The 25,191-nt window shown below is 56.0% G+C and carries 21 protein-coding genes; 11 read left to right on the top strand and 10 right to left on the bottom strand.

From position 1 onward, the window contains the following. Window positions 1-95: 95 nt before the first annotated feature. Both AB6729_RS05340 and AB6729_RS05335 read right to left on the bottom strand, forming a co-directional pair. A complete protein-coding gene (locus tag AB6729_RS05340) occupies window positions 96-1,628 on the bottom strand; it encodes an FAD-dependent monooxygenase (protein WP_371080536.1) in 1,533 nt (510 codons plus the stop codon). Further along, on the bottom strand, window positions 1,628-2,314 hold the full coding sequence (locus AB6729_RS05335; protein ID WP_371080535.1) for a TetR/AcrR family transcriptional regulator: 687 nt from the start codon (window positions 2,312-2,314) through the stop codon (window positions 1,628-1,630). The genes AB6729_RS05340 and AB6729_RS05335 overlap by 1 nt, the downstream gene beginning before the upstream one ends. A 134-nt stretch (window positions 2,315-2,448) precedes the next feature. Here AB6729_RS05335 and AB6729_RS05330 point away from each other — a divergent pair, with 134 nt between their 5' ends. From AB6729_RS05330 to AB6729_RS05305, 6 genes are all read left to right on the top strand, one after another. Beyond that, window positions 2,449-3,969: an alpha/beta hydrolase-fold protein gene (locus tag AB6729_RS05330; protein ID WP_371080534.1), complete on the top strand. Its 1,521-nt coding sequence runs from the start codon at window positions 2,449-2,451 to the stop codon at window positions 3,967-3,969. A gap of 108 nt (window positions 3,970-4,077) precedes the next feature. Beyond that, window positions 4,078-5,775, top strand: coding sequence for an FAD-dependent oxidoreductase (locus AB6729_RS05325; protein ID WP_371080533.1), 1,698 nt, complete (start codon window positions 4,078-4,080; stop codon window positions 5,773-5,775). A gap of 104 nt (window positions 5,776-5,879) precedes the next feature. Beyond that, entirely contained in the window at window positions 5,880-6,491 is a 612-nt protein-coding gene (locus AB6729_RS05320; RefSeq protein ID WP_371080532.1) for an outer membrane protein, read from the top strand. A gap of 271 nt (window positions 6,492-6,762) precedes the next feature. Continuing rightward, window positions 6,763-7,641 carry a hypothetical protein gene (locus AB6729_RS05315; protein ID WP_371080531.1) on the top strand — a complete coding sequence of 293 codons (879 nt, stop codon included), beginning with the start codon at window positions 6,763-6,765 and terminating at the stop codon, window positions 7,639-7,641. Between the two features lie 43 nt (window positions 7,642-7,684). After that, entirely contained in the window at window positions 7,685-8,404 is a 720-nt protein-coding gene (locus AB6729_RS05310; RefSeq protein ID WP_371080530.1) for a TetR/AcrR family transcriptional regulator, read from the top strand. A gap of 510 nt (window positions 8,405-8,914) precedes the next feature. Next, window positions 8,915-9,754, top strand: a complete 840-nt coding sequence (locus tag AB6729_RS05305) for a hypothetical protein (RefSeq protein WP_371080529.1) — start codon at window positions 8,915-8,917, stop codon at window positions 9,752-9,754. A gap of 251 nt (window positions 9,755-10,005) precedes the next feature. Here the strand turns inward: AB6729_RS05305 and AB6729_RS05300 are convergent, their stop codons facing one another. Then, entirely contained in the window at window positions 10,006-10,503 is a 498-nt protein-coding gene (locus tag AB6729_RS05300) for a hypothetical protein (RefSeq protein ID WP_371080528.1), read from the bottom strand. A gap of 597 nt (window positions 10,504-11,100) precedes the next feature. Between AB6729_RS05300 and AB6729_RS05295 the strand changes: the two genes are divergently transcribed. Then, a complete protein-coding gene (locus AB6729_RS05295) occupies window positions 11,101-11,454 on the top strand; it encodes a hypothetical protein (protein ID WP_371080526.1) in 354 nt (117 codons plus the stop codon). Between the two features lie 103 nt (window positions 11,455-11,557). Beyond that, a complete protein-coding gene (locus AB6729_RS05290) occupies window positions 11,558-11,860 on the top strand; it encodes a low molecular weight phosphatase family protein (RefSeq protein WP_371080525.1) in 303 nt (100 codons plus the stop codon). Window positions 11,861-12,064: 204 nt separating this feature from the next. On the opposite strand, the gene AB6729_RS05285 is transcribed toward AB6729_RS05290, so the two are convergent. The 4 genes from AB6729_RS05285 to AB6729_RS05270 are packed head-to-tail and all read right to left on the bottom strand — an operon-like array spanning window position 12,065 to window position 14,075. Next, window positions 12,065-12,571 carry a TlpA disulfide reductase family protein gene (locus AB6729_RS05285; RefSeq protein ID WP_371080524.1) on the bottom strand — a complete coding sequence of 169 codons (507 nt, stop codon included), beginning with the start codon at window positions 12,569-12,571 and terminating at the stop codon, window positions 12,065-12,067. Beyond that, the gene (locus AB6729_RS05280) at window positions 12,571-12,987 is read right to left on the bottom strand and encodes a hypothetical protein (RefSeq protein ID WP_371080523.1); all 417 of its coding nucleotides are present in this window, start codon (window positions 12,985-12,987) and stop codon (window positions 12,571-12,573) included. The genes AB6729_RS05285 and AB6729_RS05280 overlap by 1 nt, the downstream gene beginning before the upstream one ends. 42 nt (window positions 12,988-13,029) lie before the next feature. Then, window positions 13,030-13,485 (bottom strand): TlpA family protein disulfide reductase, encoded by a 456-nt coding sequence (locus AB6729_RS05275; RefSeq protein WP_371080522.1) that lies wholly within the window; start codon window positions 13,483-13,485, stop codon window positions 13,030-13,032. A 2-nt stretch (window positions 13,486-13,487) separates the two neighbouring features. After that, the gene (locus AB6729_RS05270; RefSeq protein WP_371080521.1) at window positions 13,488-14,075 is read right to left on the bottom strand and encodes a redoxin domain-containing protein; all 588 of its coding nucleotides are present in this window, start codon (window positions 14,073-14,075) and stop codon (window positions 13,488-13,490) included. A 93-nt stretch (window positions 14,076-14,168) separates the two neighbouring features. Here AB6729_RS05270 and AB6729_RS05265 point away from each other — a divergent pair, with 93 nt between their 5' ends. The 3 genes from AB6729_RS05265 (at window position 14,169) to avs2 (ending at window position 19,787) form a co-directional block, all read left to right on the top strand. Further along, on the top strand, window positions 14,169-14,618 hold the full coding sequence (locus tag AB6729_RS05265; protein ID WP_371080519.1) for a MerR family transcriptional regulator: 450 nt from the start codon (window positions 14,169-14,171) through the stop codon (window positions 14,616-14,618). A gap of 1 nt (window position 14,619) precedes the next feature. Beyond that, window positions 14,620-14,952 (top strand): YnfA family protein, encoded by a 333-nt coding sequence (locus AB6729_RS05260; RefSeq protein WP_371080518.1) that lies wholly within the window; start codon window positions 14,620-14,622, stop codon window positions 14,950-14,952. A gap of 281 nt (window positions 14,953-15,233) precedes the next feature. Then, a complete protein-coding gene (gene avs2, locus AB6729_RS05255; RefSeq protein ID WP_371080517.1) occupies window positions 15,234-19,787 on the top strand; it encodes an AVAST type 2 anti-phage system protein Avs2 in 4,554 nt (1,517 codons plus the stop codon). Between the two features lie 90 nt (window positions 19,788-19,877). Here the strand turns inward: avs2 and AB6729_RS05250 are convergent, their stop codons facing one another. Genes AB6729_RS05250 through AB6729_RS05240 form a run of 3 tightly spaced genes read right to left on the bottom strand, consistent with a single transcriptional unit; the run spans window position 19,878 to window position 25,106 of the window. Beyond that, window positions 19,878-24,101, bottom strand: a complete 4,224-nt coding sequence (locus AB6729_RS05250) for an ATP-binding protein (RefSeq protein ID WP_371080516.1) — start codon at window positions 24,099-24,101, stop codon at window positions 19,878-19,880. Window positions 24,102-24,123: 22 nt separating this feature from the next. Next, a complete protein-coding gene (locus AB6729_RS05245) occupies window positions 24,124-24,741 on the bottom strand; it encodes an RES family NAD+ phosphorylase (RefSeq protein ID WP_371080515.1) in 618 nt (205 codons plus the stop codon). An 11-nt stretch (window positions 24,742-24,752) separates the two neighbouring features. After that, window positions 24,753-25,106, bottom strand: a complete 354-nt coding sequence (locus AB6729_RS05240) for a hypothetical protein (protein WP_371080514.1) — start codon at window positions 25,104-25,106, stop codon at window positions 24,753-24,755. Window positions 25,107-25,191: the final 85 nt, after the last annotated feature.

Raw genomic sequence — 25,191 nt, 5'->3', positions numbered from 1 at the left:
AGCGCGTTGAGGACCAAGCGAACGTGTGTGGCGGTTTGCTTATGGGGAAGAGCGGAAGGTCAACAAGCGCCTTCCACTCTTCCCGCACACCCTCATCAGCTTTTCAGCGAGCCGCCTGGCATCAAGCCTTTGCTTTCAAGGAACTGATCCAATTTCTCTACAGCCTGATCCTTGGAGGCGAAAGCGACGTACGTGTCGGGGCGCAGCAGGTACACAGCATCTTTCTTGAAGCCTGCGTCGTCATATTCTTGACCCCACGGGAACGTCGCAAGTGGCAGACTCTTCCGCTTGCACCAATCAGTAAGAGCGGGGCTGGCCGATCCATACACCTGCACGTTCCATGTCATGGGCAGATAGTCGAAGTTGCTGCGGCCATCAATAGACACCCAGGGCAAACGCTCGCCACCCTTAACTTTGCCAGCGCTTCCGGCGCTTATCGGGCTCTCGCGGTAGTTCAAATCAATTTGAGAGATCGCGTGAAAGAGAAAAGACTTCGTGAAATCCACTCCCATCGCCAACGGAATGATCGCGGGAAAGAGATCGGCACGAAAGAAGTTGGCAAAGCCACCTTCCGCCGTCGCCAAGGTGAAGAGCTTATCTGTCGTGTGAACCAGTTTTGTTGCGAACGTTTGGCGTTCGGGATCGTAGGTGTCAAGCAGAGCTTCGGTAGCTTCGCCGTGAAGTACTGCAGCTAGTTTCCAAGCAAGATTGATGGAGTCACCGATGCCGGTGTTCATACCCTGACCACCAGCCGGACTATGAATATGCCCCGCATCGCCTGCAATAAACGCGCGGCCCTTGTGGAAGGTCGACGCCACCCGGTGATGAACACGGTATACAGAAAACCAATTCACCTTGTGCACGTCGATCTTGAGCGATTTCATCGCGCCTTGCGAGACATCTTCAAAACGCATCGCTTTCAGGTCTGCATCGTCGGCTGCCTTTACGGTGCCGATCAGCCGGGCCAATCCAGGTTCGGCATAGTTCATCACCATCATGAAGTCGGACTTCTCAAAGTCGATGTGCATGTTTCCATCGATTACGGGCCCGCTTGCCTCAACGTCCGCAACGTAGAAGACCTTGTCGTAGGTGCCGCCAGGAAAGTCCACCCCCAAGCCTTTGCGGACAAGCGAGTGCGCGCCATCGCATCCAACAATGTACTGTGCATCGATCGTTTTTTGCTCGCCGCTCACCTCCCGATAGACGGCACTGATGTGTGTGCCTAGGTCTTGGTATGAAAGCACCTCGACGTTGCGTTCGATCGTGACTCCGGCAGCCGCTAGGCGGTCGGCCAGTAACTTCTCGTGGCGATCTTGCGGGAAAACGAGCATATAGGGGTAGGGCGTTAAGCCCTTACCGAGCTCGCCAAGTTCCACTGTGGCTTTCTTCACGCCGCCTGCCCAGAAGTTATTCGCCATCCCGAGCTTGCCCTGTTTTACAACAGTCTCGGAAAGATCCAATTGCTGGTAAAGCTCCAGCGTGCGTGCTTGAACGGCCATGGCACGCGACGTGGTGCCGGGGCCGGGGGCCCTGTCCAAGATGCGGAACTTCACGCCGAGCTTATTCAACCAGAGCGCTAACACCATGCCGGTGGGGCCCGCTCCTACGATCAATACTTGTTCGCTCATTAAACTGCTCCTTTATTCGGTGACACTTTTCGAATCCTGCTTGGTTGCGCTGCTTTTTTACCCGGTCGCTTCGGTGCAGCGCCGGAAAGTCCTTGAGAGAGGACGCGAGAGTGGATGCCTGGCAGTTGAGCGAGCAGTTCCGGTGGCATAAGCGTGCCTCCGAACGCTTCACGGAGCAGTAACGAGATGACCATGGGTGACATCATGCAGATCGCATAGAGTTCAGGTGGACCTGCAGCGATTTGTCCTGAGCTCTGCTCCCGCCGTATCCGTTCACGGAACGCAGCAAGCATCGGTGCAATGACTTGGCTCTGCCATAGCCGGGCAAGCTCAGGAAAATTTCCAGCTTCCGAGATCACCATCTTTGCGACAGCAGGGATGCGGCTGGTTCCGATCTTCTCTAAAGCCGCTGCGAAAAGCCTGGGCAAGAAATCGACGATGCTTCCTTCCGCATTTGCGATGAGGTCCTGCATATCGCTCAGCGTCGACGATGCGTAGGACTTCACCACCGCTTCAAACAGCGCTTCCTTCGTCGGGTAGTACAGGTACAGTGTGCCTTTGGAGATTCCGGCACGCTTGCCGATGTCTTCAAGTTTGCTCGCAGCGAACCCCTTCTCCGCGAATACATCCGCTGCTGCGTCAACGATCTCCTGTGGCCGAGCCGCTTTGCGCCGTCGAAATTTCAAATCATCCTGCATACAACTAGTATGATGCAAATTACTGACTGGCCGGTTATCTATTTTTTGGCCGTAGCGGCTTTCACATCAGGACGTAGTCTCGCCACGTCTGGCGTCGTCTATGAATTCAAGGAGATAGCGAAATGAATGATTTAACGCGTAGAGCTTTCATGAAGGTGAGTTCGATGGCGGGTGCGCTTCTCGCCGGTTCGGCTCTTCCTCAACTCGAAGCCCAGCAAGCTCCTGACGGGAATGCACGAGACTTTCAGGCGGCGGGAGGACCGGGCGGGCCCGGACGCGGAGCGAAGAAGGCTCCGGGCATTCAAACGATCTACGCCCTCTGTGAGGTGACGGGCGGTGGCAAAAAGGTTTACGGCATCGCGATCCAGTACGACGCCGTGATTGATCCCTCAAGCCTAGCGTTGGATACATACACTGCCAACGTTTTCCCTGCCGTCCGAGGTGCCGGCGGCGGAATGATGGGTGCTCCCGGTGGCCCGGGCGGTGGGGGCCTGCCAGGCGGTCCAGTCATGGCACAAAATGCAACCGTATCGGTGTCCAAGCCCCGCACAGTCGCGGCTGTCTACACCAACGCAGAACCTGGACTACTGAACAGTCGGAAAGACATCTCCGGCAAGTACGTCATCGCTGAATTCGCGCATGATCCGGACTTGAGCGCCCAAAGCGCCGACAGCGATAGGGTCTCCATCGCGCAGGACAAAGGGATCAAGACCATTGACGGCAGGGTCTACGCCGCAACTACAACTGGCATGGACAACGTAGCTGGACGCGGCAATAACGTCATGGTTCGGGGGATCAGTGCCTGGGAGCAAAGCCACTGGTGGTGGGATGACACGCGTTCTGCCATGTTGGAGTACAGCATCTACCTCCCAAAGTCCTTCCTGAAGAACGGTGGGGAGAACAAGGAATACCCGCTGGTCATTGCCATCACGCATTCGGGAACAAGCTATACCGGGACGTCTGCGGAGACACTCACTGATGGCGTGATCGCCAGCATCTGGGGGTTGCCGGAGGAACAGGCACAGCGTGAGTGTGTGGTGATCACGCCGCGCTATGAGCGCACCACCATGAACGATTATTGGGAGCACACCTACGACGTCGAGAACACGTACAGACTCGTCGAGTCCTTCCTCAAGAACACCTGGAACTACGGCAACCCGAATCTGGAAGACAGAGTGGACAAGGTCTTAAAGATCGATCCGAAAAGGGTCTACACCACCGGCTGGTCTATGGGAGCCATGACATCCCTCTGGATGATGGCGAAGCACCCGCAGACATTCGCTGCCGGTCTGATCATTGCCGGCCAGCAACGGCCTGGTGATGTCGTTAATCTCACCAAGCAGAATGTCCTCATCCTCACTGGAGAGAACGACGCCAAATCGACCACATGGAATGAAAAGTGCGTTCCCATCTGGGAGCAAGCAGGAGCCAAGGTCACGCGACCTCAAGAGCGACTCGATCCCGCGTTGATCTTCCCGATTAGCGACCAGAAGAAACTTACCGCACAAATTGACGATTACCTAGGGAAAGGCGGCAACATCACTTTCCTTACGTTTGCGGATGTCGATCACATGGGGGCAGCTCGAAAGTTCTTTTACATCGAAGCCGCGAAGAGGTGGCTCTTAAGGCAACAAAAAGTTTGACTCGTCACGAAGGCCCGCCCCCGATTCGGCGCCGCACACGTTTTTGCTACGATGTGGGATTACGTAGGATAGAATACGTACTGGTACGTATTAGATGAGGACTGACCCATGATCCACCCCGATGTATTGAAAGAGTTGAGTCTCTTCTCCGATCTCGATGAGGAGAGTCTTCGAGAACTATCCGAATGTGTTGCCGATGTGATTCTCGACGGCGGCGAGTGGCTGGTCCGGGAAGGTGAGACGCTGGAGTTCTTTGTTGTGCTTGCGGGCGAGCTTGAGCTGACGAAGGAGGTGCTTGGCCAGAAGGTTCGCGTGGCGCGCTTTGGCCCAGGAGAATTCTTCGGCGAGGCGGGAGCATTGTTTCAAATCCCCTCCCTCTCCTCGATTCGGGCCGTTGGCCCCTCCCGCGTCGTGCAATTTTCTTCCCAACAGCTTCAGACACTCGTTCAGGGACCATCCCAGTGTGGCGTGACGATCCTGACCACGTTACGAGAGCGACTCCTCACAAGTGAGCGATACGCGAGAGATCTTCCTTCCGCACGCGTCGTGTTGGTTGGGGCAGGCCGCATCACCGACTTGGCGGAGCTCCGGACCTTCCTCAAACTGAACCGCGTACCTTACGCGTGGGTCGACCGAACGCGACATCCGGACGCAGTCCCATCGTGCGTCCCTGCCGACTACATCAACCCGTGTGTTGTTGTGGACGGACAACAGTGGATGGCTTGCACCGTTTCGCCAAGAGAACTCGCAGAAGCCCTTGCCATAAGGACTGTCCCTTCCCAACGGGTCTATGACCTGGTGGTGATCGGCGGAGGACCTGCGGGCCTTGCAGCCGCTGTCTATGGTGGTTCGGAGGGACTCTCCGTTGCCCTGATCGAACGGCATGCCGTGGGAGGCCAGGCCGGAACCTCTTCGCGGATCGAGAACTATCTGGGATTCTCCAGTGGCATTTCGGGGGACGATCTGAGCGGGCGCGCTGAGAAGCAAGCGCAGCGCTTTGGAGCCGAGATCGTCCTGACCCGCGAAGTTCAGCAAGTTCGAAAGAACGACGACGGTTCTTTCTGCCTCATTCTTGATGGCGGAGATGTCATTCAAGCTCGGACTGTATTACTGACTACGGGAGTGGAGTGGCGCCGCTTAGAAGCCGCAGGGCTGGACCGCTTAGTCGGAAGAGGTTGCTATTACGGAAGTGGCTCGATCGAACCGCCGCACGTGACCGGTAAGACGGTCTTCATCGTTGGTGGAGGCAATTCCGCAGGGCAGGCCGCACTCTATGTCTCCCGGTATGCCAAGAAAGTAACGATCGTAGTTCGAGGGACGCGCTTGGAAACAAGCATGTCGGAATACCTCGTGCGCCAGATCACTAGCCGAAGCAACATCGATGTCGAGTGCGAAACAACCGTCTATGCCGTGAACGGGATGGGGCGCTTGCACTCTGTTCAGACGCGCAATAGCACCACTGCTGATGAACTCGAACATCCCGTTGACACGATGTACATCATGATTGGAGCAGAGGCCAAAACAGATTGGCTGTCCATGTCCATCGAGCGGGACGAGGACGGATTCGTCCTAACCGGTCGGGATCTGAGGGAGGCTGGGCATCGCAGCAAAGGCGCTCCGCCCTTCCACCTTGAAACAAGTCTCCCCGGTTTTTTTTGCGCAGGAGACGTGCGTCATGGATCGGTGAAACGCGTGGCTAGCGCCGTTGGCGAAGGCAGCATTGCCATTTCGTTGATCCATCAATACCTAGCGGATCAACCGAACTCACCGAACGGGACGACAGAGTTACTGCGGAGCCCCGATTAAACAATTTCCAAATTGCTGAATCAAACTGCCGCCCATCGCTTCTAATACCTACCAGTACGTATTATGGCGACTGAAAATTCTATTCCTTTCAAAAGGGGACACTGATGCAGAACAAGCTCTTAGCCTCCATCGCAATCTTTCTTTTTTCTTCCGCCTTGCACGGCCAGGCCACCTATACGGCCGAACGCGCCGCACGGCAGCAGATTGCCGTCAGCGTCGGCGGCAGTATCACGCGCAAGATCACGAGCAATGGTTTGACCTATGACCCCACATCGGCGGGGTTGGCGGAGGGCAGCTATCGATTCAACTTCAACCATTGGTTAGGCGTCGAGGCGGACTACGACTACTTCAGGAACTCGCAAAAGTTCCTGACTTCCACGAGTACGTTCCGGCTCAAGTCCGACGTCCATACCCTGACGGGTGGTGCCGTCATCAACCTTCCGAACCCCCTGACAAGACGGTTCAATTCATTTCTGTATGTCGGCGGCGGGGAGATGTTCTTTGTTCAACCGAACGCAACGTCCTTTGAATCGCAGATGGCTCCCGTGATCGCATTCGGAGGCGGCATAGACGTCCCAATGAGCAGGCATCTCGCGCTTCGTCTGCAAGGAAAGAACTACCTGTACAAGGCCCCAGCCTTTGGCTCCGGGTCTCCAAAGCTCGATAAGTATGCCCAGACCCTCGTTCCAACGGCGGGCGTTGTCTTCAACTTCTAGCGGATTCGTCGACTACAACCCAACATCGCTCTTCGGGTAAGAAACAACTGCGCCTTAAACATTCAGCGTGAACAAAACCGTCCACCAAAGTACCTACCAGTACGTATCATCGAGGTGTATCTTGAATATAATCCGTTTTCCGTCACTCCTTCTTGCGTTCACAACCACTATGGGCATCGCACAAAGCACGCAGACATCCGAACCGACGCAACCCGTGGCCCTCGTGTCTATTCCGTCGTGGACGGCTCCAAACGTTCAGCACGCATACGGTTTGCCTGAACTGAAGCCCAAAGCTAAAGGTTCCTTAACCGTCGACAATCACGGGATCGCGTTCAGCGCGAAGTCCGGGCGCTATGACGTGCCCTGGGCCGAAATCGCAGCGGTCAGCAGCGCAAACGAGCGCGTCGAGTTGTGGGGCACCACGGGACGGATCGTTCGCATGGTGATTCCAAATGGCGGTGGACTGGCAGCGGCAACGGTCATGCACCATAAGGTGAACGAGCTCACGGTGGAGTTTCATGACATCCGGGGCGCATATCATGGAGCCGTCTTCTTCCTCCCTGCCGCAGATGCTGCGCACGTGATGGAGAGTTCCACCCTTGCAGTGCCTTCGTTGAACGATCCGATTGCGATGGCCGTATCTGCTCCTAAGCCTTCGATCTCCTGCCAAGGTGCCAGCGGACTTGCAGGAGCGGTGCTCGTTTCCCCTCCCACATGGACCGAAGCAGACGTGCCAGCAGCCTATCGCGCCGCTGTCTATGAGCACATCATCGACCGACTCAAGAAGGTGCAAGGTGTCACTCATGTCTACCGTGCAGGAGAACCGGACACCCAGCCCGTCTGCCCGCAATTCACGATCTCTATTTCCGTCGTCAGCTTCAAGCCCGGCAACCAAGTAGCTCGTGCTTCCATGGGTCCTATCGGCTTCTTCGCGAAGACGACGCAACTCGTCTTCGATGCGACCATCACCGATGTGTCGGGGCATTTCAATAAAACGGAGCCGCTCAAAGCCACGGTGCGTGGCGAATCCGAAAGCCTAACCATCGCCGACAGCGTCGCAAAGAGACTGGCGAAGCTCTACGTCAACGATCTCAAGCAATTCAATCGGGGTGGTTCCTTAAACGCTCCCACTCCTCCCCATGCTCTTTAGTTGCCCAAGTTTTTCTTCTCCTGAAGGAGCACCACTAGGAACTATGCCTACTGCCAGACATACCGCAACCGATGTCAGTTTCAACTCACAGATGCGCTACCGTGCTTTGCCCGGCACCGTGAGCAAGCCAGAAGACTCGGGCAAGCCCACGAAGCATGGGATGAAAACACAAGAGACACGCGAACTGTTGCTACGAGCGGCGGAACGCATCTTCGTTCGCGACGGATACGAGAAAGCCGAATTGGGAGAGATCGCTCGGTTGGCCGGCCGCACCAAGGGCGCGATCTACGCACAGTTCAAGAGCAAGGAAGACGTTTTCCTTGCTCTTGTGCAAGATCATGCCTTGCGACGTCGAGCGATTATGAGGAAGTTCATGGAGCACTCTTCCACCATTGAGGGGAACCTTGACGCTTTCCGAAAATACTTCCTCGACTTCGCGACGGACGACACCTGGGGCTTTCTTCTCTTAGAGTTCCGCCTATACTCAGTGCGAAACCCGGAATCACAGGAGCGCTTTCGAAAGGTCTACGAAAGCATCGTTCCTGTTAACGAGGAAGAAGCATATTCCAACCTCTTGGGGCCGGCCTCCAGAAACAAAGAAGCAATCAGTCGTACCATCGCGGTACACACCGGCTTTTCGATGTTGACCGCATTGCAACTGGAGTGCAGATTCGATCCCAACATTGTCGACTCCGGTGCCGTGCGAAAAATTGCCGGCCAGCTTTTCGATATGCTTTTTCGGAATAGCGCGCTGGGGACCTAATGACAGCCTGCTGCAAGGAACAATGGCGCTGTCGGGACTGCGTTTCGCCTGATAGAGCCCGTCAACTTCCTTGTTACGCTTAGTGAACTGCAGCCGACGTGTTCCTTGGAGGCTTTTGCATAAACAGGGCCAGAGGAACCATGCAGCCACAGAACACAGCGAGCATCTGCAGGATATCTGAACGCACGCTTCCAGGAGCAGCAACAGCGTAAGGCTTGGAAGCCCTATGTAGTGACACCTCTTGTGAGCATGAGCATAGGGACACGTGAGCGTGGGCTGTCGTGGCTTCGAAAGATTGCTTGCGCGACATCCTGCAACAACGGATCGTGATGACAAGCAATTGAGTAAGCCGTTTGAGGCAGGCAGCTCCTATATCTCGCAAGGCACACGGCATACGCTGAAACACGTCGCTATGCTCGACCTACCCACCAAAGAGATGACGGACGAGTTTGGGATGGCGGACACTCAATCAGTAGGGCCTGAGGTAGCAAACGAGGGAGGTGCACTGACATGAAGAAGATCGGCGAAATGGAAGACGCAAGCCGTTTCATCGCATCGGACATCGTGACCGAGCGCGAGAGCGAGTTTGCGCTTCCCGATCTCTTGAAGTGCGATTACTTCCAACGGCAGAGGCACGGCTACTACCGAGCGCAAGAAGCGGGGTGCCTGAACCACTATCGAAACTACGTGCGATTGCTGGAAGACCTAAACGACATCCATGACTACAACGGGCAACACGCGAGGTCCTACGCCAAGCGGTTTCGCGAAGCTTCAAAGGAGTGGCGGAACTGCGAAGCCATCTTCTCAGAGGTCATCGTATATCGTGCCTACGTTCGTGCAGTCCATGAAGGCTTGATACGAGGTATTCATCTCGAAGAGGCGGAGGCAGACATCATCGTCGAGCGGCTGGACGGATCGAAGATGTTCTTGGAAGTGTTCTGCGTGATGCCTTTGTTCCCGCGCCCCAGCGAGGACGGGACACCGACCGTCTATAGCGTAACGACCCATACCCAGACTGCGATGGCTTCGATCCGCCAAAAGCTTCTGCGCAAAATCGCAAAACAGAATCAACTCTCAAAGCCGCGTGAGAACTTTGCCGTCATTGAACTCAATGATGTGACGATTGCGGGTGATTTCGCCGTGTTGTCCTCGCTATCCGGCGGCTATCAACTCAAAGTCGGGCACGAAAGCGGAAAGGTGCTGTCTAGTGGCTATGACTGGGACAACTCGGTGTTCAACGATCCCAGCACCCAATGGTTGAAAGGCATTTTCTATTTCAGTTTGGGGGACTATGCGTCACGAAAATACCTCTTCAATCCGAAGTTCGATTCGCAATTCAGCCAGTCCTGAGGCACTAATCCTAGACTCCACGAAGAGTAGTCCCGCATCGACAACCGTTTCTGAAAGGTAGCGGCAGCAGGCAGAAAAGGGGCAAAGTGCAGGAAGGGGGAACGTCGTCCTGCCGCGCAGCCGGCGAGCGGGGGCCGGATAAAAGCGGGATGAGGATGCAGGGAGAAACCGAAGGGGGTTCTCCCTGCTCGATTTTGAAACAGGTAGAAAATGTGAGGCGGCAGGTTCGCCGCCTCCTGAAGCGGTGACGTCTAGGCTGCTTTCTTGGCTTTGACTTCGGGCGTGGGGTCATTCTTCGCCCTAACCTTGGCTGCAAACTCCTGCTTCACCTTCTGGGTAATGGCATCGGTGTCCACCTTGTAGACCGTGGCCGCATCGCGAAGGACGGTCGTTCCGTTCTGACGAGCGGAGACAAGCAGGATGGTGGTTTCGACCATCATCCGGGAGAGCGTTCCCTCATCGGCACGACGGGTGAACGCGATCAGGGTCTTGCTCAGACCGCCATCATCGCGCTTCTGACGGATGCCGTGCTGCCGGGCAAGCGTTGCGATGCGGTTCTCGTCCATCAGGGCGATCAGTCGCTCCAGAACAAAGAACAGGTCACGCTTCAACAAGCGGACAGGCACGGCGTCGGCGATGGCACTGAGTACGCGCAACCCGGACGCGTTCGCGATGGCCTGCTCACGGCGCTGTTTTAAACGTTCCCATGAGCGTTTGTGCGCCGGAGAAGTCCATCGTCCCTTGCGCATGGGCGACGCCGGCGAATGTGAGGGCGACCAGAGTCGGCCCCACCACGCGCACAGCACGGGGTAGTGTCTGTTTGAGGAAGTGTCTTGCCCACCTCTGGATGGGCCTGGAAACGAGCCTGACTTTGATCTGCATTGGCACCTCGATCAACCGTGGAATCGGTTGCGATATGCGTCAACGTAGAATCGTTCGGCGCGATGAGTCCAATAAATGGGAAGGGTTTGCTTATCAGTAGCGCTGATAAGTGGCTTATTTCGGCTCAGCGCCGCAGGCAATCCGAGGGGAAAGGTGCAGGAAGGGGGAACGTCTTCCTGCCGCAATCCGGCGAGCGAAGGCCGCTGGCGGGACGTGGGTGCAGGGAGAAACCGAAGCGGTGTCTCCCTGCGAAATTTTGTGCGCGCACAAAGACGAGAGGCGGCACGAATGCCGCCCCTCAGACATGCAAAACGTCAGAGGTCTGGTCAGGGAGTCGGAATGGCCGAACCTGTGCGCCAGGCTGAGCTTTTACGGTCACTCCAGCAAGCAATCGCTCCTGTTCTTCCTTCGGCACTCCCTGCGCGGCCCAGGGGGCGCGGAGCGCTTGCTCTGGGTGTTTCTCCGTGGCTGATTCCGTTTCCAATGGCGAGGATTTCGGCCCGATAAAGAAGCCGGTTTTGTCCTGCGATTCGATCAGCTGGCCGGTGTCGCAAAGCCTACCGAGGCATCGACAAATGACACATGCCAGCGATGCGGATGGCCACTTGCTTTTGAAGTTCATTGTTCTCCTCGGTTTGGCATTCCGTTACACCATGTACAAAGCCTTTGCGTCTGATTGCGGCTCTTGTTCACTGAAAGCACGTTGCACACAGGCTCCAATCTTTGTGATTGGTGTGTTTTCGGAAGAGCCTCTTTTCGCCCGGACAGATGTACGTGTCGCTATCGGCGTCGTAGCGGAAGTCGTTCCGCCCATATAAACCGCCGCCTCCCTGATTGTTGACAGTACGCATGACAGGAACATAGGGCAGGATGCCCGCCACCTCACACTCCGCGAAATGCTCTCCGTTGGAGTAGCCAGCCATGGCAGGGGAGCAACATTCCGATGGAACGAATCTCGAAGGAAATGGAATGAAAAAGATAATCTTCGCCTGCCTCCACAACGCCGGTCGCGCCCAGATGGCGGCGGCTTTCTTCAACGAGTTCGCCGACCCCGCCAAAGCAGAAGCCATATCGGCAGGAACTGAACCGGGCTTGAGAGTGCATCCAGAGGTCCTTTCCGTCATGCAGGAAGTCGGGATTGACCTAAGCAACTCGACACCTCGAAAAGGTGACACAGGAACTTGCGGAAGACGCTTCAGTCCTGATCACGATGGGCTGCGGTGACAAATGCCCGTATGTCCCTGGCCTTCGCAGGGATGACTGGCCCCTGCGTGATCCGAAAGGTTTACCTACGGATGAGGTTAAAGCGATCCGAGATGACGTGAAGGCCAGAGTGTCGGAGTTGATTCAATCGGAGAGGCTAGGCAAGTAAAAGAGCACTAGAGACCAAGATCGCTGGGCTGGCGTTGATCCTTGCATCCTTCGAAGTCAATGCTCTTTAAGCAATTGGCTAATCGTTTGTTCAAATTCCTTCTTATCGCCAAAGCCAATTTTCACGGTCTGAATCTTGCCTGTCCGGTCGATCAAGAATGTGGCGGGCAGCTGCTCACCCATCCCGTACAGCTTCATCGTGCGCTTGTCTCCAAGCACGATCGGGTAGGAAATCCTCAACTTCGTCACCGTAGGTTGAACCTCCTTCCAGCCGCCATCGTCGAGCGATACCCCGAGAACCGCGAAGCCCTTACCGCCGTAACTTTTTGAGAACTCCTCGAACCACGGCATCTCGACCCGGCATGGAGCGCACCAGGTTGCCCAAAAGTTGAGGAGGATGACCTTGCCTTTGTAAGAAGACAGACTGACGGCTTTGCCGTCCGCCTGCCGTAAGACGAAGGGAGGAGCAACATGTCCCGCGGTGATGGGCGCGGCATGTGTCAGCCCGGGCGCAATCAGAAGAGAACAGGCTAGAGCAGCATCGCGAACGGACGTCAGACGCATTAGCCGACCAGCCCAGGAAGTTCAGCCCTAATGAATTGCTTGACGCCGTCCGGTCCGGTTATCTGCAGCCTCAACGGTTCGGTGCTGTCACCGACATGCACATCGAACTCGAAGAACGGGCAGCACAGCCGCTCATTTCCAATCCATTCCGAGACCGTGGCAAACGTCTTGGCATCGGATGGAAATTGGAACGCGTATCCATTGCTAATTTCACTACTCTGGCGCTTTGCCGTGACCAGAGCGGGGGAAAGTACTTCGGAGTGCCGCTTCCGTTGCGCTGGAGTCATGGCCTTCATGTTGCAGGCGAAGACAACAGTCTTCTTCTCGGCTGACGGTGTTTGCGCATCGACGGGAACGGTCATGAAGAAAACCCCTGCGGCAAATATGAGGCAAGTAGCGATTGAAAGACGTTTCATTGTTACTCCATAGTTCAGGAATTCACCGCGATTGCCTCGGCATCACAATGGCTTGATCACAGCTTCGAGTTGGTTCATATCAACGATGCCAAAGAATGACTTCACGAGCTTGCCCGAACGGTTATACACAAACGTCGCGGGTAGGGCGCCACTCCACTTCGGGTTCAACGAATCAATGAACTTTTGATCATCCTTCGTTTGCTTGATATAGGAGACTGCGCTGAAGCCGGAGGCTGCGAGAAACTTCGTCGCAGCTTTCTCCTCCTCCGGCTCATTGGCTGAAACGAGAATCAGCTTCACCTTCTGGCCAGCGTGTCGCTTCTCAAATGAAACAAGCGATGGCATCTCTGCTTTGCATGGAGCGCACCACGTCGCCCACATATTGACCACGACGACTTTGCCTCGTTCGGAAGCAACCGCCTTCTTGAGTCCAGCCTGATTCAGGGGCAGAAGCGACATCATCAACAACAAATGGGCGAACGGTGTAAGGAGATTCATGGCTAGCTCTTCACGCGAGAAATCGTGCAGCCAAACGCCTTGGTCTCGGCGACCGGTACGGGCTTTCCACTGAGCAGCGCATCGAGCGCCGTCCGTGTGTCGCGCGACGTGATCTTCGTACCCGGTCGCGAATCATCGACACGGCCGTGATAGCGGAGAGTGCCCGTCTTATCGAAAAGATAGACTTCGGGGGTCACATGAGCATCGAGCTTGTCGGCGAGACGGTTCGCCTCATCCTGGTAAACCCGAAACTTCCAGCCCCGAGCCCTGCTGTACGTATCGACATCCGCCGTCGTCTCATTCGCATTCGAATCGACAAAGACAAACTGTACTTTCTTACCGGAATAGTCAGCGAAGAGTTCTTCGAGCCGAGCGCTGTAGGCGGCGGTGACCTCGCACGTCGTCGAGACGAAAATCAGAGCGGTGACCGGAGCATCCGCCGAATGGATCGTGACGGGCTTTCCGTGATCGGTCAACGTCGTCTCTGGCAACTGTGTAATTCCGGCAGCGCGAGCGCCCACCAAAGGTGCTGCAGCGATGACGATAGCCGTCAACGTTAGGGCAGAGACTGCAAGCAGGATGCGTTTCATCGAACCTCCGTGATGTGTTCAGGGTGATCCTGAATAACAAGTCCAAGGCTATAACTTCAAGTTAACTTGAAGGCAAGCTGCGATAATCCAGAGATGGGTTCTCTAACGATTTCGCAGGTGGCGAAGCAGGTTGGTCTCAGAACCTCCGCCCTGAGGTACTACGAGCAGATTGGGCTTCTAGAGCCTGCCGAACGGGTCGGCGGCCAGCGCCGCTACGATACCAGCGTCTTCTACCGGCTATCGATCGTGCAGAGGGCCCAACAGGCGGGATTCACCTTGGAAGAGGTCCAGGAATTGATCACGGGCTTCGTTCCTGGGACTGCAGCACCGGAGCGTTGGAAGCAACTGTCAGCGCGAAAGATGAAAGAACTCGATGCCAAGATGGGCGAAATCCAGTTCATGCGGGGGCTGCTGAAAGACATGATGACCAATTGCCACTGTGACACTCTGGAAACCTGCGGTAAGGGAATCTTCCACCAAATCGGCGGTCTGAACGATCAGGCAGTCGCGAAGTGCTGCGGCCCCTCAGCAGAGAAAGACTGAAATGCAATCTTTGTTCTGGTTTGTTGTGGCATCGCTCCTCGAAATTGGCGGCTGCTTCGCTTTCTGGGTCTACTTCAGGCTTCATAAGAGTCCGGTATGGATGGCTCCGGGCGTCCTCTCGCTCATCCTTTTCGCAATGGCTTTGACCCGCGTGGATTCCAGTGAGGCGGGCCGCGCCTATGCGGCTTACGGAAGTATCTACATCTGTTCGGCCCTGGTGTGGATGTGGGTCGTTGAGAAGAACCGACCGGACCTTTGGGACCTGAGTGGAGCCGCAGTCTGTTTGCTTGGCTCTGCGGTCATTCTCTTTGGTCGCCACGCAGTCAGACCCTAGCCAGACGCACTTCCGCATTCCAGTCCTGCTCCTCATGACAATTCAGGCTGTGTCGCATCGCCGCGTTACCTCCTGTGGCGATCCGTTTCGATTGCGAGGATTCGCAATCAGAGTTTCGTAACAGCCTCGAACAGGCCCGCAGAGGTGGGAGCCAAGACGCGAAACGCGGCTGCAGCGCGGCGAGGAGACCTCCTCCCGAAGAACCCCGTGCATCCACACAGCGAAACGGAAGAGAATGATGGGAGCGTGTCTTCTGTTCGAGTTTCGATTGGAGAAGAGATTTGCAGATCAACTGGAAGCACATCTGGACCCTGAACGGTTCGCAGACGGAAGGTTTCGAGGAGTTCGCCAGCCAGTTGGCGCGCCGGGAAACAATGCCTCAGGGCACCAAGTTCACCCGGAAAGGCAAACCGGACGCCGGGATCGAGTGCTACTGGACATTGCCCTCGGGCGACGAGATCGCTTGGCAAGCGAAATACTTTCTGTCGCAGGAAGGCCTGGACTGGTCGCAAGTTGACGGTTCGATCAAGACAGCACTCGAAAAGCACCCAAGGCTCGTTCGGTATTACATATGCATTCCGGTTGACTTGCCGGACGCGCGGCTCCCGAAACAGAAGAGCGCCTTCGAGAAGTGGCAGGACCACGTCACGAAGTGGAAAGGTTGGGCTGCCAACAAAGGGATGTCGGTGGAGTTCGAGTGGTGGGGCGGCCACGAGATGCTCGAAAAGCTGTCCTCTCCCGCAAACGCCGGTCTGGCGCGATTCTGGTTCGATGCTGCGGTTCTCGACGCCGATTGGTTTGACAAGCGCCTTCAGGAAGCCATCGTCACAGCGGGGCCGCGGTATACCAAAGAAATCAACGTCGAATTGCCCCTCGTGGCAGACTTCGATGCTTTCGGCAGGACGGCAGAATGGGTGAGCCGTTTGAAACGATTTGCGAGCCAGATCAGCAAAGTTGCCCGCTTGGCGAGCTATGGACGCGACAAGCTCGGGGAGCAGCGTACTAATGTCGAAGACGTTCTCGCGTCGGTTGAGACAGTCATCGCAATGCTGCGGGAGATTTCCGTCGAACCGACCTCGCCTATTTCGTTCAAACCCATCCTCGACCAAATCGCAACCGCAGAGTCCGCGATTCACTCCGTGCTGGAGAAGCTGAGCGAAAGCGAACGACTCGAAGATGAGAAGCCGAGAGAAGGCGCGGACCGATCCTACCGGGAGAATCCCTTCCGCTCAACTCGATACAAGCTTTATGACGTTCAGCGCGATTTGGGCGAAGCCGCTGAGACATTGGGTCATACGGAGAGTCTGGCCCAGAGCGTTCTGCTTCTGTTGAACGGAACTGCGGGCATGGGCAAAACGCATCTCTTCTGCGACCTCGCGCTGAAACGTCAGAAGGCCGGTCTGCCCACAGTACTTCTCATGGGGCAACGGTTTGTAATGCCTGCGGAACCCTGGACGCAGGCATTACAGCAACTGGATCTCGCGCAATGGTCGGCGGGCGATTTTGTGGACGCATTGGAGTGTGTAGCGCAAGCGGCCAACGCACGAGTAATGGTCATGATCGACGCGCTTAATGAAGGCGCAGGAAGAGCGATCTGGCCGGACCACATGAGCGCGTTCCTCAAATTGATTGCGAGGTCGCCGTGGATCGCTGTCGCCGTAAGCGTTCGGAGCAGCTATGAAGAGCTCGTGCTGCCTGCCGGTGTCATCGCAACAGCAACGCGGGTGACCCACGAGGGCTTCGCCGACCACGAATACGACGCCTCGAAGACATTTTTCAAGCATTACGGCATCGAATTGCCGTCTACCCCCCTGCTCGCACCTGAGTATCGGAGCCCGCTCTTCCTGAAGAGCATCTGCCTGGGACTGCAAGCAGCAGGACACACCCGACTGCCACGCGGCTTCCATGGAATCACTCAGGTGTTCCAGTTGTATACAGGAGCGATCAACTCACGCCTTGCAAAGTCTCTGGACTTCGATGAGAAGGCACAGCTTGTGCAGAAGGCGTTGAAGCTGTTCGTTGCCGCTTTCCCGTCCCATCGCCAGCAGTGGCTCTCTCGCAGCGAAACGATCACTCTCGTGGACGAACTCCTGCCCGGTCGCAGCTTTCAGAGTTCGCTTTACCAGAACCTCGTTGGCGAAGGTTTGCTCGTCGAGAACCTGGTGCCGATGCAAGATGGAGTCGAGCAGGAGTTCGTCCATCTCGGATACGAACGGCTCACAGACCATTTCACGGCAGAACAGATTCTTGAGAAGGTCAGACAGGCCCCAAATCGCACCATCGAGGCTCCTCTCACCGACGATGACAAGCGCCTGACTTCAGGAGTGCTTGAATCGCTCTTCATCCAAGCACCTGAAACCCTGCAACAAGAGCTTTTGGACTTCGCCCCATCGGTGTCCTCGCATTGGCAGTGGCCCCATGCCTACATACAGAGTTTGATTTGGAGGTCGCCAAAGGCTTTCACTGACCGGACGATTGACTGGTTCAACCAGTCAATCGCTCGGGTTTCGGACCAGACCAAGGCGCTGGAGATCGTGCTAACCCTAGCAAGCGTTCCGGACCATCCGTGGAATGCGGACTTCCTGGATCGTCAACTCCGAAAGAGAAAGATGCCGGAGCGAGACGAGTGGTGGACCGTTAAGCTGCATTCTTTGTACGCAGATGAACGCTCGGCCGTCCATCGCATCATTGACTGGGCGCTCTCACTCAAGAGCGTCGATGTGGTGGAGGAAGAGTCAGTTCGACTTGCGTCGGTGACGCTTGCATGGCTTCTGTCCAGTTCGAATCGCTTCTTGCGTGATCGCGCGACGAAGGCGGCCGCGAATTTGCTTCGTGGTCGGGAGCCAGCTGCAGCGGATCTTGTCCGCGCATTTGCGACGGTCGATGATCTGTACATTCGGGAGCGCGTACTCGCCATCGCCTACGGTGTTGCGATGCGTTCGCGTGATGCAGCGCGGCTACAACCTCTGGCAGATGCCGTACTGGAAACAGTGTTCTCAACTCCTCCTGTCGTAGCTCACCATCTACTGCGCGATTATGCGCGAGGCGCTATCGAGAGACTGCACGTCTTGTCGCCTCAACCGGATCAAATTCTTGCGCGGGTACGACCGCCTTACGGAAGCAAGTGGCCGCGAATCCCCTCGAAGAAGGCAATTGAGAAGCTGGAAGAGTCGATCAAGGCGGGGGGCAAAGAGGCATTCGGAGCGTGGCGTATCACAGGCTCCGTTCTGCACGACGATTTCGGTCGTTATGTGATCGGCACGAATTCATGGTCAACCGATTGGCTCTCTCTCCGACTTGATCAACCGGAGTGGCGCTCTTACTCGGAACGGTTGCAACGTTTCCGTGATGAGTGCGATCCGACCTTGTCGGGTTTTTGGGAAAAGTACGAAGCGGCAGAATCGAAGCATTCGGAAGCATCTTCCAACAGGTTTCTTGCCGAACTGCGGTTTGGCATCCATGACGAAGGCGAACAAAGCGAAGACTTCGACGCGGCTATCAGCGACGCGGAGAAGCTGGTGAAGACAGCTCAGACGGCGTTGCTGAACCAGCTCAATCCGGAACGCGCTGACGAGCTTCGGAGTCTTTGGAAATCACGCCGGTCGCCGGAAGCGACCCGTGCGCCAAAGTTCGATCTTCACTTTACTCAGCGGTATATCGTCAAGCGCGTCTTCGATCTTGGCTGGACGACCAAGCGGTTTGAATACTTCGATCATCACGTCATCCGGTACAGCGGTCGAAGCGCGTCGAAGGCGGAACGAATCGGAAAGAAGTATCAATGGATTGCGTATCACGAAGCCTGCGCACTGATCGCCGACAACTTCCAGTATCGCGATGATCTTGGCCAGTCCGAGGTAAAGCACCACTATGAAGGGCCCTGGCAGGACAGTACGCGCGACATTGATACTTCCCATTCGTTTCTTTCCACCAAAGGCGATTCAGAATCGCAGGAGGGCTGGTGGGCACCGCAATTCCAACCCGATTGGGGCGAAGGACAGGATGGTCCAACATGGGCCCAGAACATCGCAGATTTTCCAGATATGGGTAGCCTGATCCAGAAGACGGATGCCTATGGCCGTACGTGGCTTGTCGCAGACCTCTCTTTTGACCGCGGCGGGCCCACTCCGGAAGGGATGGATCGAGACGAGGTCGAATCCAGACGATTCTGGTGCCACGTCAGAAGTTTTCTCGTGCGGAATGATGACGTGGATGCCTTTGTGAAGTGGACGGAAGGCGTTGACTTCTGGGGCCAGTGGATGCCAACCGTTCCGTCGTCCCACAATTTGTTTTTAGGCGAATATCTCTGGTCACCAGCGTGGAGACATTCGAACATTCCCTATTACGGCAACGATGGTTGGGTACAACCGGCTCACGGGTGTCCGGTGTCCGTTCGCACATCTTCCTTCGAATATCACCAGGGGTCGAAGGGCTTCGATTGCTCCGTGGATGATGGATTCACATTGCATCTTCCAGACGAAGCCATTGTGGGGGCCATGAATTTGGCTTGGTCAGGCGACGCTGCCGACTTCCACGGGCCAAGCGGCGAGTTGCTGACGCAAGACCCGAGCGCTTACCATGACGGACCGGCGGCTCTGCTGCTGCGAAGCGACATGACCGAAGAAATGCGTCAGAAGCAGGGTCTGAGCCTTTGCTGGATTGTTCTGGGAGAGCGGCAGGCCTATCTGCCCGGTCCAATGCAGCATCTTGGTTCCGTGCGCATCTCGGGAAGCTTCACAATCAAGAATGGCATCCTTAGCGGTTCGGTGAAGTTTCGGACCGATCCTTGGACCGACGAAAGCACGGCTGGAGAGCCGATTGGAGAGAAGCGCTTCTAAAACCGCATGAAAAGCTAGCTTTTGTATTCTTGTGCGTCAGCGCAAAGGCAGTGCGGCGTTATCGAGCATCTGAGCGAAGCTCACCGGTGCTCATTTACTGAGCCATTCCGCCATCTTGGGCGGCAATCCGACGCCGAGGCAAGACGCCATCGCCGCAAGAAGTTGGCGGGTACCCCTAGGACTTCCGTCGCTGAGTTGGAGCTGTCGTCTGGTATAAGCCTGGGGCGTTCTGAAGAGCGCCATCGACTGGCCTGTAGCCCGATCCCAGTAAACGCGAAACATGGGCGCAATCAGGTGGCGATAGAGCGACGGCGCAGCTCCGAAAAATCCCTCCAGATGTTCAGCCAATGTGATCTGGAGCCCCAGCGCGGCTTCAACCGGAGCGTTGTACATAGCACCGAGGACTAAAACATATCCGTGTATGAGGTTGTTCGCAGGTATCGCAACATATCCTTCCTGCTGCAGCGTGTGCCAGTCATCCCGAGCTATGAGCGCCCTCCGAAGATCATTCACAAATCCTGCTGGAGCACACGTAACCGGAACGTGGGTTTCAATTTGCGACAGATAGGTCGCTACCTGCCCGGGCGAAGCGCCTTCAAGACTCAGCGTCACAAGCTTCATGGCAAGCGGAATGAACGGATGCATGAGAAAGGCCTGATGGCGCGCTGCCGTAGGCACGCCTGTCATAACCGACTCGATGTCAGCAGCCTTCGCAACGAACTCCCTCTGCGCTTCAGCCGGCAGAGATCTGCCTAGGGCGATCAGCTTGTCCGCGTTTTGTTCGGAGGCCAATCTGGCCAATTCTGCGGCCTTGTCGAAGTCGTTTGTGAGCAACGCCTGAGGCAGCGCCAAGATGCACTGTAGTCGCAGGCCCGTCCATGCTTCCGGAAATTCCGACGCACGTTCGATAGCACGATAAACCCATTTGGAGGCGCCGGCGAGATCACCCAATCCATCGGCGTACATAGCGAGCCGCAAACAGATATAGCTTTGTTGTTCGTCTTTATAGGACGGGTGAGCATCGCGGCTTCCTAAAAATGAGGCCTGTTCCGGTTCCTGATGACCTTCTCGCGGCTTTCCATGCTGCATCACATCGCTGAAGTAGACGAGCGCAGCGAATAGCCGAAAGAAGGAACCTTTCCAGAGTTCGACTTGGGATGGAGCCTTTAGAAACCGATCAACAGCATTCTCAAAAGCCGCGAAAGCCGAACGCCGGTCTTCGGCCTTCCACAAAGCGATACCGTGTTCAGCGAACGCCTCAGCAACCCCAAGGTCATACGGATGCGGACCTTCCGCGACTACGATAGCTTGCGCAGTGAGCTCCACTGCGGCATGGCGCGATGTGGGGCCTTTCAACTCAGCCAGCGTGATTAGGACGTCGCGCCGCCAGAGACTATGGCGAAAGGCATCACACTTTAGGGCGCGTTCAAGCCACGGAATGGCCCGTTCGCCTTGCCCGGCGTAAGAAATCTGACGGCCAGAAACCTCTCGTATCAGAAATTGGCAGTCCGCCCTATCCAACCGTTTGAGTGCCGATTCGGCTAGCGAAACGGCGTCTTCGAGCCGATGTTCCCATTCGGCAAGAATAACGATCTGGGTACGAATTGCTGCGGCCGACAGCAAGGGGAATCCAATGTCGTCACCCGCCGCTTCCACCCGCTTGAGTCGATCAGAAGCGGCCTGCCAATTGCGTGCCGCCTCCGGCTTATCAAATTCTCGCCTCCAGATACCGTCGCAGAGAATCGTCACGTTGTCTTCCATCATTTCCGAAGACTCAAGCACAACGATTTGTTCACGAGAGAGCTTGGCAACCGTTGCGATCCAAGAGTCAGCATCCTCATCGGATTTACCGGTATAGCTCGACATCCAAAGGATCATCTCAAGGGGATACTCGGGCGTCGGAAACGATGATCCATCAGGCAATCGAGCGGCGGGCATCCGCCTGAGAGCCTCGACAAGATATTTGTTCGCGATGGAAGGAAATAGCCAAACTACGTAGATCGCGATGGTGGCCGCTGCCATCGCTGCGCCCCAGCTACCGCTTGGGGCGGCTGCCAACATTGTGTCGAGTTGAGAGAGACCGGCGCTGAGATCTCGTCCCTGTTTGGCTAGTACAGCGATTTGCATCGACTTCAGATAGAGAAGAAGATCGAGCGGAATCTCATTGTCAACGGTGAGGCCCGTCCACATTCTGGCGAACCCGAAATCATCCTCGATGGTGTCTTCCATCTCAAGGAGAGAGGAAAGCGCCTGCAGCAGAATCACCACTGCCGTCACGGTGGTTTTCGCCATCAAGAGATGGTTAAAGCAGGTGAAGACTTCGATGGGAGCCAATTCTTTGCGGTCGAGGATCAGCATCGCAAGAGCAAAATGAACACCCCGCTTTGTCTTTGGATCAAGCGCATCAGCCGATGCCGCAGTGATGAGCGGGGAGCGAGTGAAGCGGCCATCACTATTCTTTTGCAGCCACACGCCGGTTGCGCGCGCAATCTTCTCACCGACCAGAGGAATGCCTTGTGGGACGCGTGCGACTCTCGCGATGTCCTCGCTTGAAAAGTCTCCGATTGCCAAGCTCATCCTTGCTAGCAATTCGCGCTCCTCTTGATCTCTGACAATGAACTCCAACACGCTCACGGCGTCGCGGCGATGTGCCGTGGCAAACTCGCCTTTGAACAGGGCTTCCAGCTCTATATAGGTGAAATTCCATGTGTTGCTTCTCAGGTAGCGAACGGCTGCCATCGCCAGCATCGGAAGGCCTTCAGTCAGAGTGACCAGAAGATTGGCGACTTGTTCTGTGCGAATCGCCGTTGGCGCAGCATTAGCAGCGAGTAGCTCCAGTACGTCTTGGGCATCGAACCGTTTGACCTCGTAGCGGCCTAGACTAATCGAAGCTGTCAGCGTTTCAGGCAGCGGGAAATAACTGGACATCAGCAGTAAGCCGCCAACAGCACGTAGGCTGTTGGCAAAGGTCTCGATCCTTGTTGATAGTTGTCCGCGTGGAATGATGCGTGGCAGGTCATCAACGATCACAAGCGCAGCGTCAAGTTGCTTGCACGCTAGCTCACACATTTGCCGAAACGGAAGCCGCTCGGTGCCCGGAAGCAGAGAGCGAAGAAACCCTTCCAGCATGCCGTCAGCCTGAGCTTCCGAGGCCTCGCGAGGAATATTGAGCCAAAATGTGCGTCGCTGAAGGCGGTCAGAGGCGAACAGCGAGAGTTGCGTCTTTCCAGAACCGGGCTCACCCAAAATCAAGGCAGGCTGCTTGTTGTCGAGAAGATCGACGATCCCTTGCACCGCATTGTTCCTTGGCGCGCCACCGGAAAGGACTTCTGGCGGATCGGATAAAAACGCGGGAGCAATCAGTGCAAAATGAGCACCAACGCCAAACGGCTGGCTCAATGTTTCGACTTTCTTCGTGAGCTCGCCAAAGGCGTGCATCTGGCTCTGCACGGCAATCTTGATTTCCGAGATATCTTCCTTAATCGCGCTGAATTCATCTCGCAACAAACGCAGAATGCCACGGTCCGATTGGCTGATTGTGGGGCTTTCAAGCTCAGTCTTCAGAACGTGGGCCGTAAGCTCCTTTCCTCCGGGACGGCAAAGGACACGAAAGACATAGGCGAAGAGATGTTCAAAGACCGACTCGGGTGTGCCATCCTGCGCGAAACTGCTCGTAGAAAGCGCAGCGATGGCCTCTTGCTCGATCTGGAGATAGTTTCCGTACCCGGCGCCCCATTCGAAAGGCATGATGAGCTGTGACAGAAAAGAATCTTCATCCAAGGTGAGGGTGGCTTGTAATGCTTGCCACGCTTCGTCAGAAGTCTTATCAGGCTTGGTGCAGGAAACAAGGAAGGCGCGAATGGCTGCGATAGCATCAGCACGGTTGCTATCGTTGAACACACCACGACGAACAGACATCCAAGTGTCGATCGCGCCCTCAGTTCGTGGCCAGTCTTGCTCAACGGCGATTACGGCAGTCGTGACGTAACGCATCGCTAGCTCTATACCAGGGTTGTTTTGCCGATGGCGGCAAAAGTTCGCCACCGACTGTAGAGCCTCGGGCGTACGAAGGGTTAAAGACCTCGTGTCACGGACTTTGATCTGCTCCAGAAGTCTCTTTTCGGCGGTCAGGCCATCATCCGATGCATTCTCGACGGTGTCTATGTCTTCGCCGCACTCCAGCGCTAGGCGCCTATCAGCCGGGAGTTCAATCCAGCGGAGGATAGTCAGGTTCACCTGAAACACGAAACCCCGAATGACAGCCGAGGCGTCGCGGCCGGCGATTTCAGTAAAGTTCGTATTGGTCCCATTCATATCGTGCGACGCCCTCAGATGCTCAGCCCAACCGCTTCGGTGGAGGGATCACTCCATCAATCTGCGCTTTGATCCTTCCACTGTCGTCCAGAATCATAATCTGCTCTCCAGACAGCAACGAGTCTGGAAGAATGTTGAGGCAATGGCCGTGACCGTTGGCCGCGCTAGGGACTTTCAATGCAGAAATGCTCCCACTGAAAGAGCAAGCCGCTCCGAGAATCTGCGTGGGGGTCTCTTCGCCCCTGGCATTGAGTATGAATCGAGAGGGCGTGAGGCTCACGAGTTCTTCCTGGGAGGTACCCAGCTCTCCCAGAAAGGCGTCATCCGTTAGATCCAGCACGCGGACGAGATCGCAGCGCAGAGACAAGACAAGATCCGGGTCCCGCGGGCTACCCTTCAACTGCCCGTCGGAGGTGGTGAATAGGGCTTCAACCTCCAGCAAGGCTGTCATTTGGCTATCGGCGCAGTAAAGAACTGGGAAGGTGTTTGGGGGGTTGTAGCGACCGCCTGACCGGACAGAGCCAATCGCGGACAAAGGAGAATCGCGGTGCCGCTCTGCAATGATTCGATAGACGAATCCCGAGAACGGCCGAACCGGGGCGTGTTCTAGCGCTCGCAGGAGTCGGTCAGTGGAATGCAAGACTATCCTCGTTAGGCTGGCTGCCTCGTGGTCATGGCTTCTACCAGTGCTTCCAAGGGCTTCAGCTCACCGCTTTCGATGAATTCCACGGGAGCCTGATTTTCGAGATGCTTGTTTGGAGCGTTCAGAAAGATCCGTGCGCTTTTCTTGTTCCCGGCGTAAAGTTCCACGATTGCAACCCAGATGCGGTAAACGCGTCGTAGCTCTGGTTGCAGGCTGCTTGCGTCGGGATGCTTGCGAACGCTCGGAGCCTTCTTGCCGATGGCCTCAGCAATCGTTGAGACGGGCAGTTGGATTTCGCTCGCAATACGCGAGGCATCAAGTCGTCCAGACTGGGGATTGAAGAGAGCGGGATCAGCGCTCACGAATGTAGAAGTCGCCAACATTTGAGGTCACCTCTACATGCAGTATAGAATCCCGTTTCGGTATCGTCAATGTATCGTCAAAGAA

It is taken from the genome of Terriglobus sp. RCC_193, assembly GCF_041355105.1.
Classification (GTDB): domain Bacteria; phylum Acidobacteriota; class Terriglobia; order Terriglobales; family Acidobacteriaceae; genus Terriglobus.
Note: the sequence above shows the minus strand (reverse complement) of the source record. Positions and strands in the feature narration are given on the sequence as shown.

Bases quoted from the DNA above. Each gene is read 5' to 3' on its own strand.
- AB6729_RS05250 (WP_371080516.1), bottom strand. From the start codon at position 24,101: ATGAATGGGACCAATACGAACTTTACTGAAATCGCCGGCCGCGACGCC.
- AB6729_RS05265 (WP_371080519.1), top strand. From the start codon at position 14,169: ATGGGTTCTCTAACGATTTCGCAGGTGGCGAAGCAGGTTGGTCTCAGA.
- AB6729_RS05320 (WP_371080532.1), top strand. From the start codon at position 5,880: ATGCAGAACAAGCTCTTAGCCTCCATCGCAATCTTTCTTTTTTCTTCC.
- AB6729_RS05310 (WP_371080530.1), top strand. From the start codon at position 7,685: ATGCCTACTGCCAGACATACCGCAACCGATGTCAGTTTCAACTCACAG.
- AB6729_RS05280 (WP_371080523.1), bottom strand. From the start codon at position 12,987: ATGAAACGTCTTTCAATCGCTACTTGCCTCATATTTGCCGCAGGGGTT.
- AB6729_RS05290 (WP_371080525.1), top strand. From the start codon at position 11,558: ATGGCAGGGGAGCAACATTCCGATGGAACGAATCTCGAAGGAAATGGA.
- AB6729_RS05300 (WP_371080528.1), bottom strand. From the start codon at position 10,503: ATGCGCAAGGGACGATGGACTTCTCCGGCGCACAAACGCTCATGGGAA.
- AB6729_RS05270 (WP_371080521.1), bottom strand. From the start codon at position 14,075: ATGAAACGCATCCTGCTTGCAGTCTCTGCCCTAACGTTGACGGCTATC.
- AB6729_RS05340 (WP_371080536.1), bottom strand. From the start codon at position 1,628: ATGAGCGAACAAGTATTGATCGTAGGAGCGGGCCCCACCGGCATGGTG.
- AB6729_RS05260 (WP_371080518.1), top strand. From the start codon at position 14,620: ATGCAATCTTTGTTCTGGTTTGTTGTGGCATCGCTCCTCGAAATTGGC.
- AB6729_RS05305 (WP_371080529.1), top strand. From the start codon at position 8,915: ATGAAGAAGATCGGCGAAATGGAAGACGCAAGCCGTTTCATCGCATCG.
- AB6729_RS05325 (WP_371080533.1), top strand. From the start codon at position 4,078: ATGATCCACCCCGATGTATTGAAAGAGTTGAGTCTCTTCTCCGATCTC.
- AB6729_RS05285 (WP_371080524.1), bottom strand. From the start codon at position 12,571: ATGCGTCTGACGTCCGTTCGCGATGCTGCTCTAGCCTGTTCTCTTCTG.
- AB6729_RS05330 (WP_371080534.1), top strand. From the start codon at position 2,449: ATGAATGATTTAACGCGTAGAGCTTTCATGAAGGTGAGTTCGATGGCG.
- AB6729_RS05275 (WP_371080522.1), bottom strand. From the start codon at position 13,485: ATGAATCTCCTTACACCGTTCGCCCATTTGTTGTTGATGATGTCGCTT.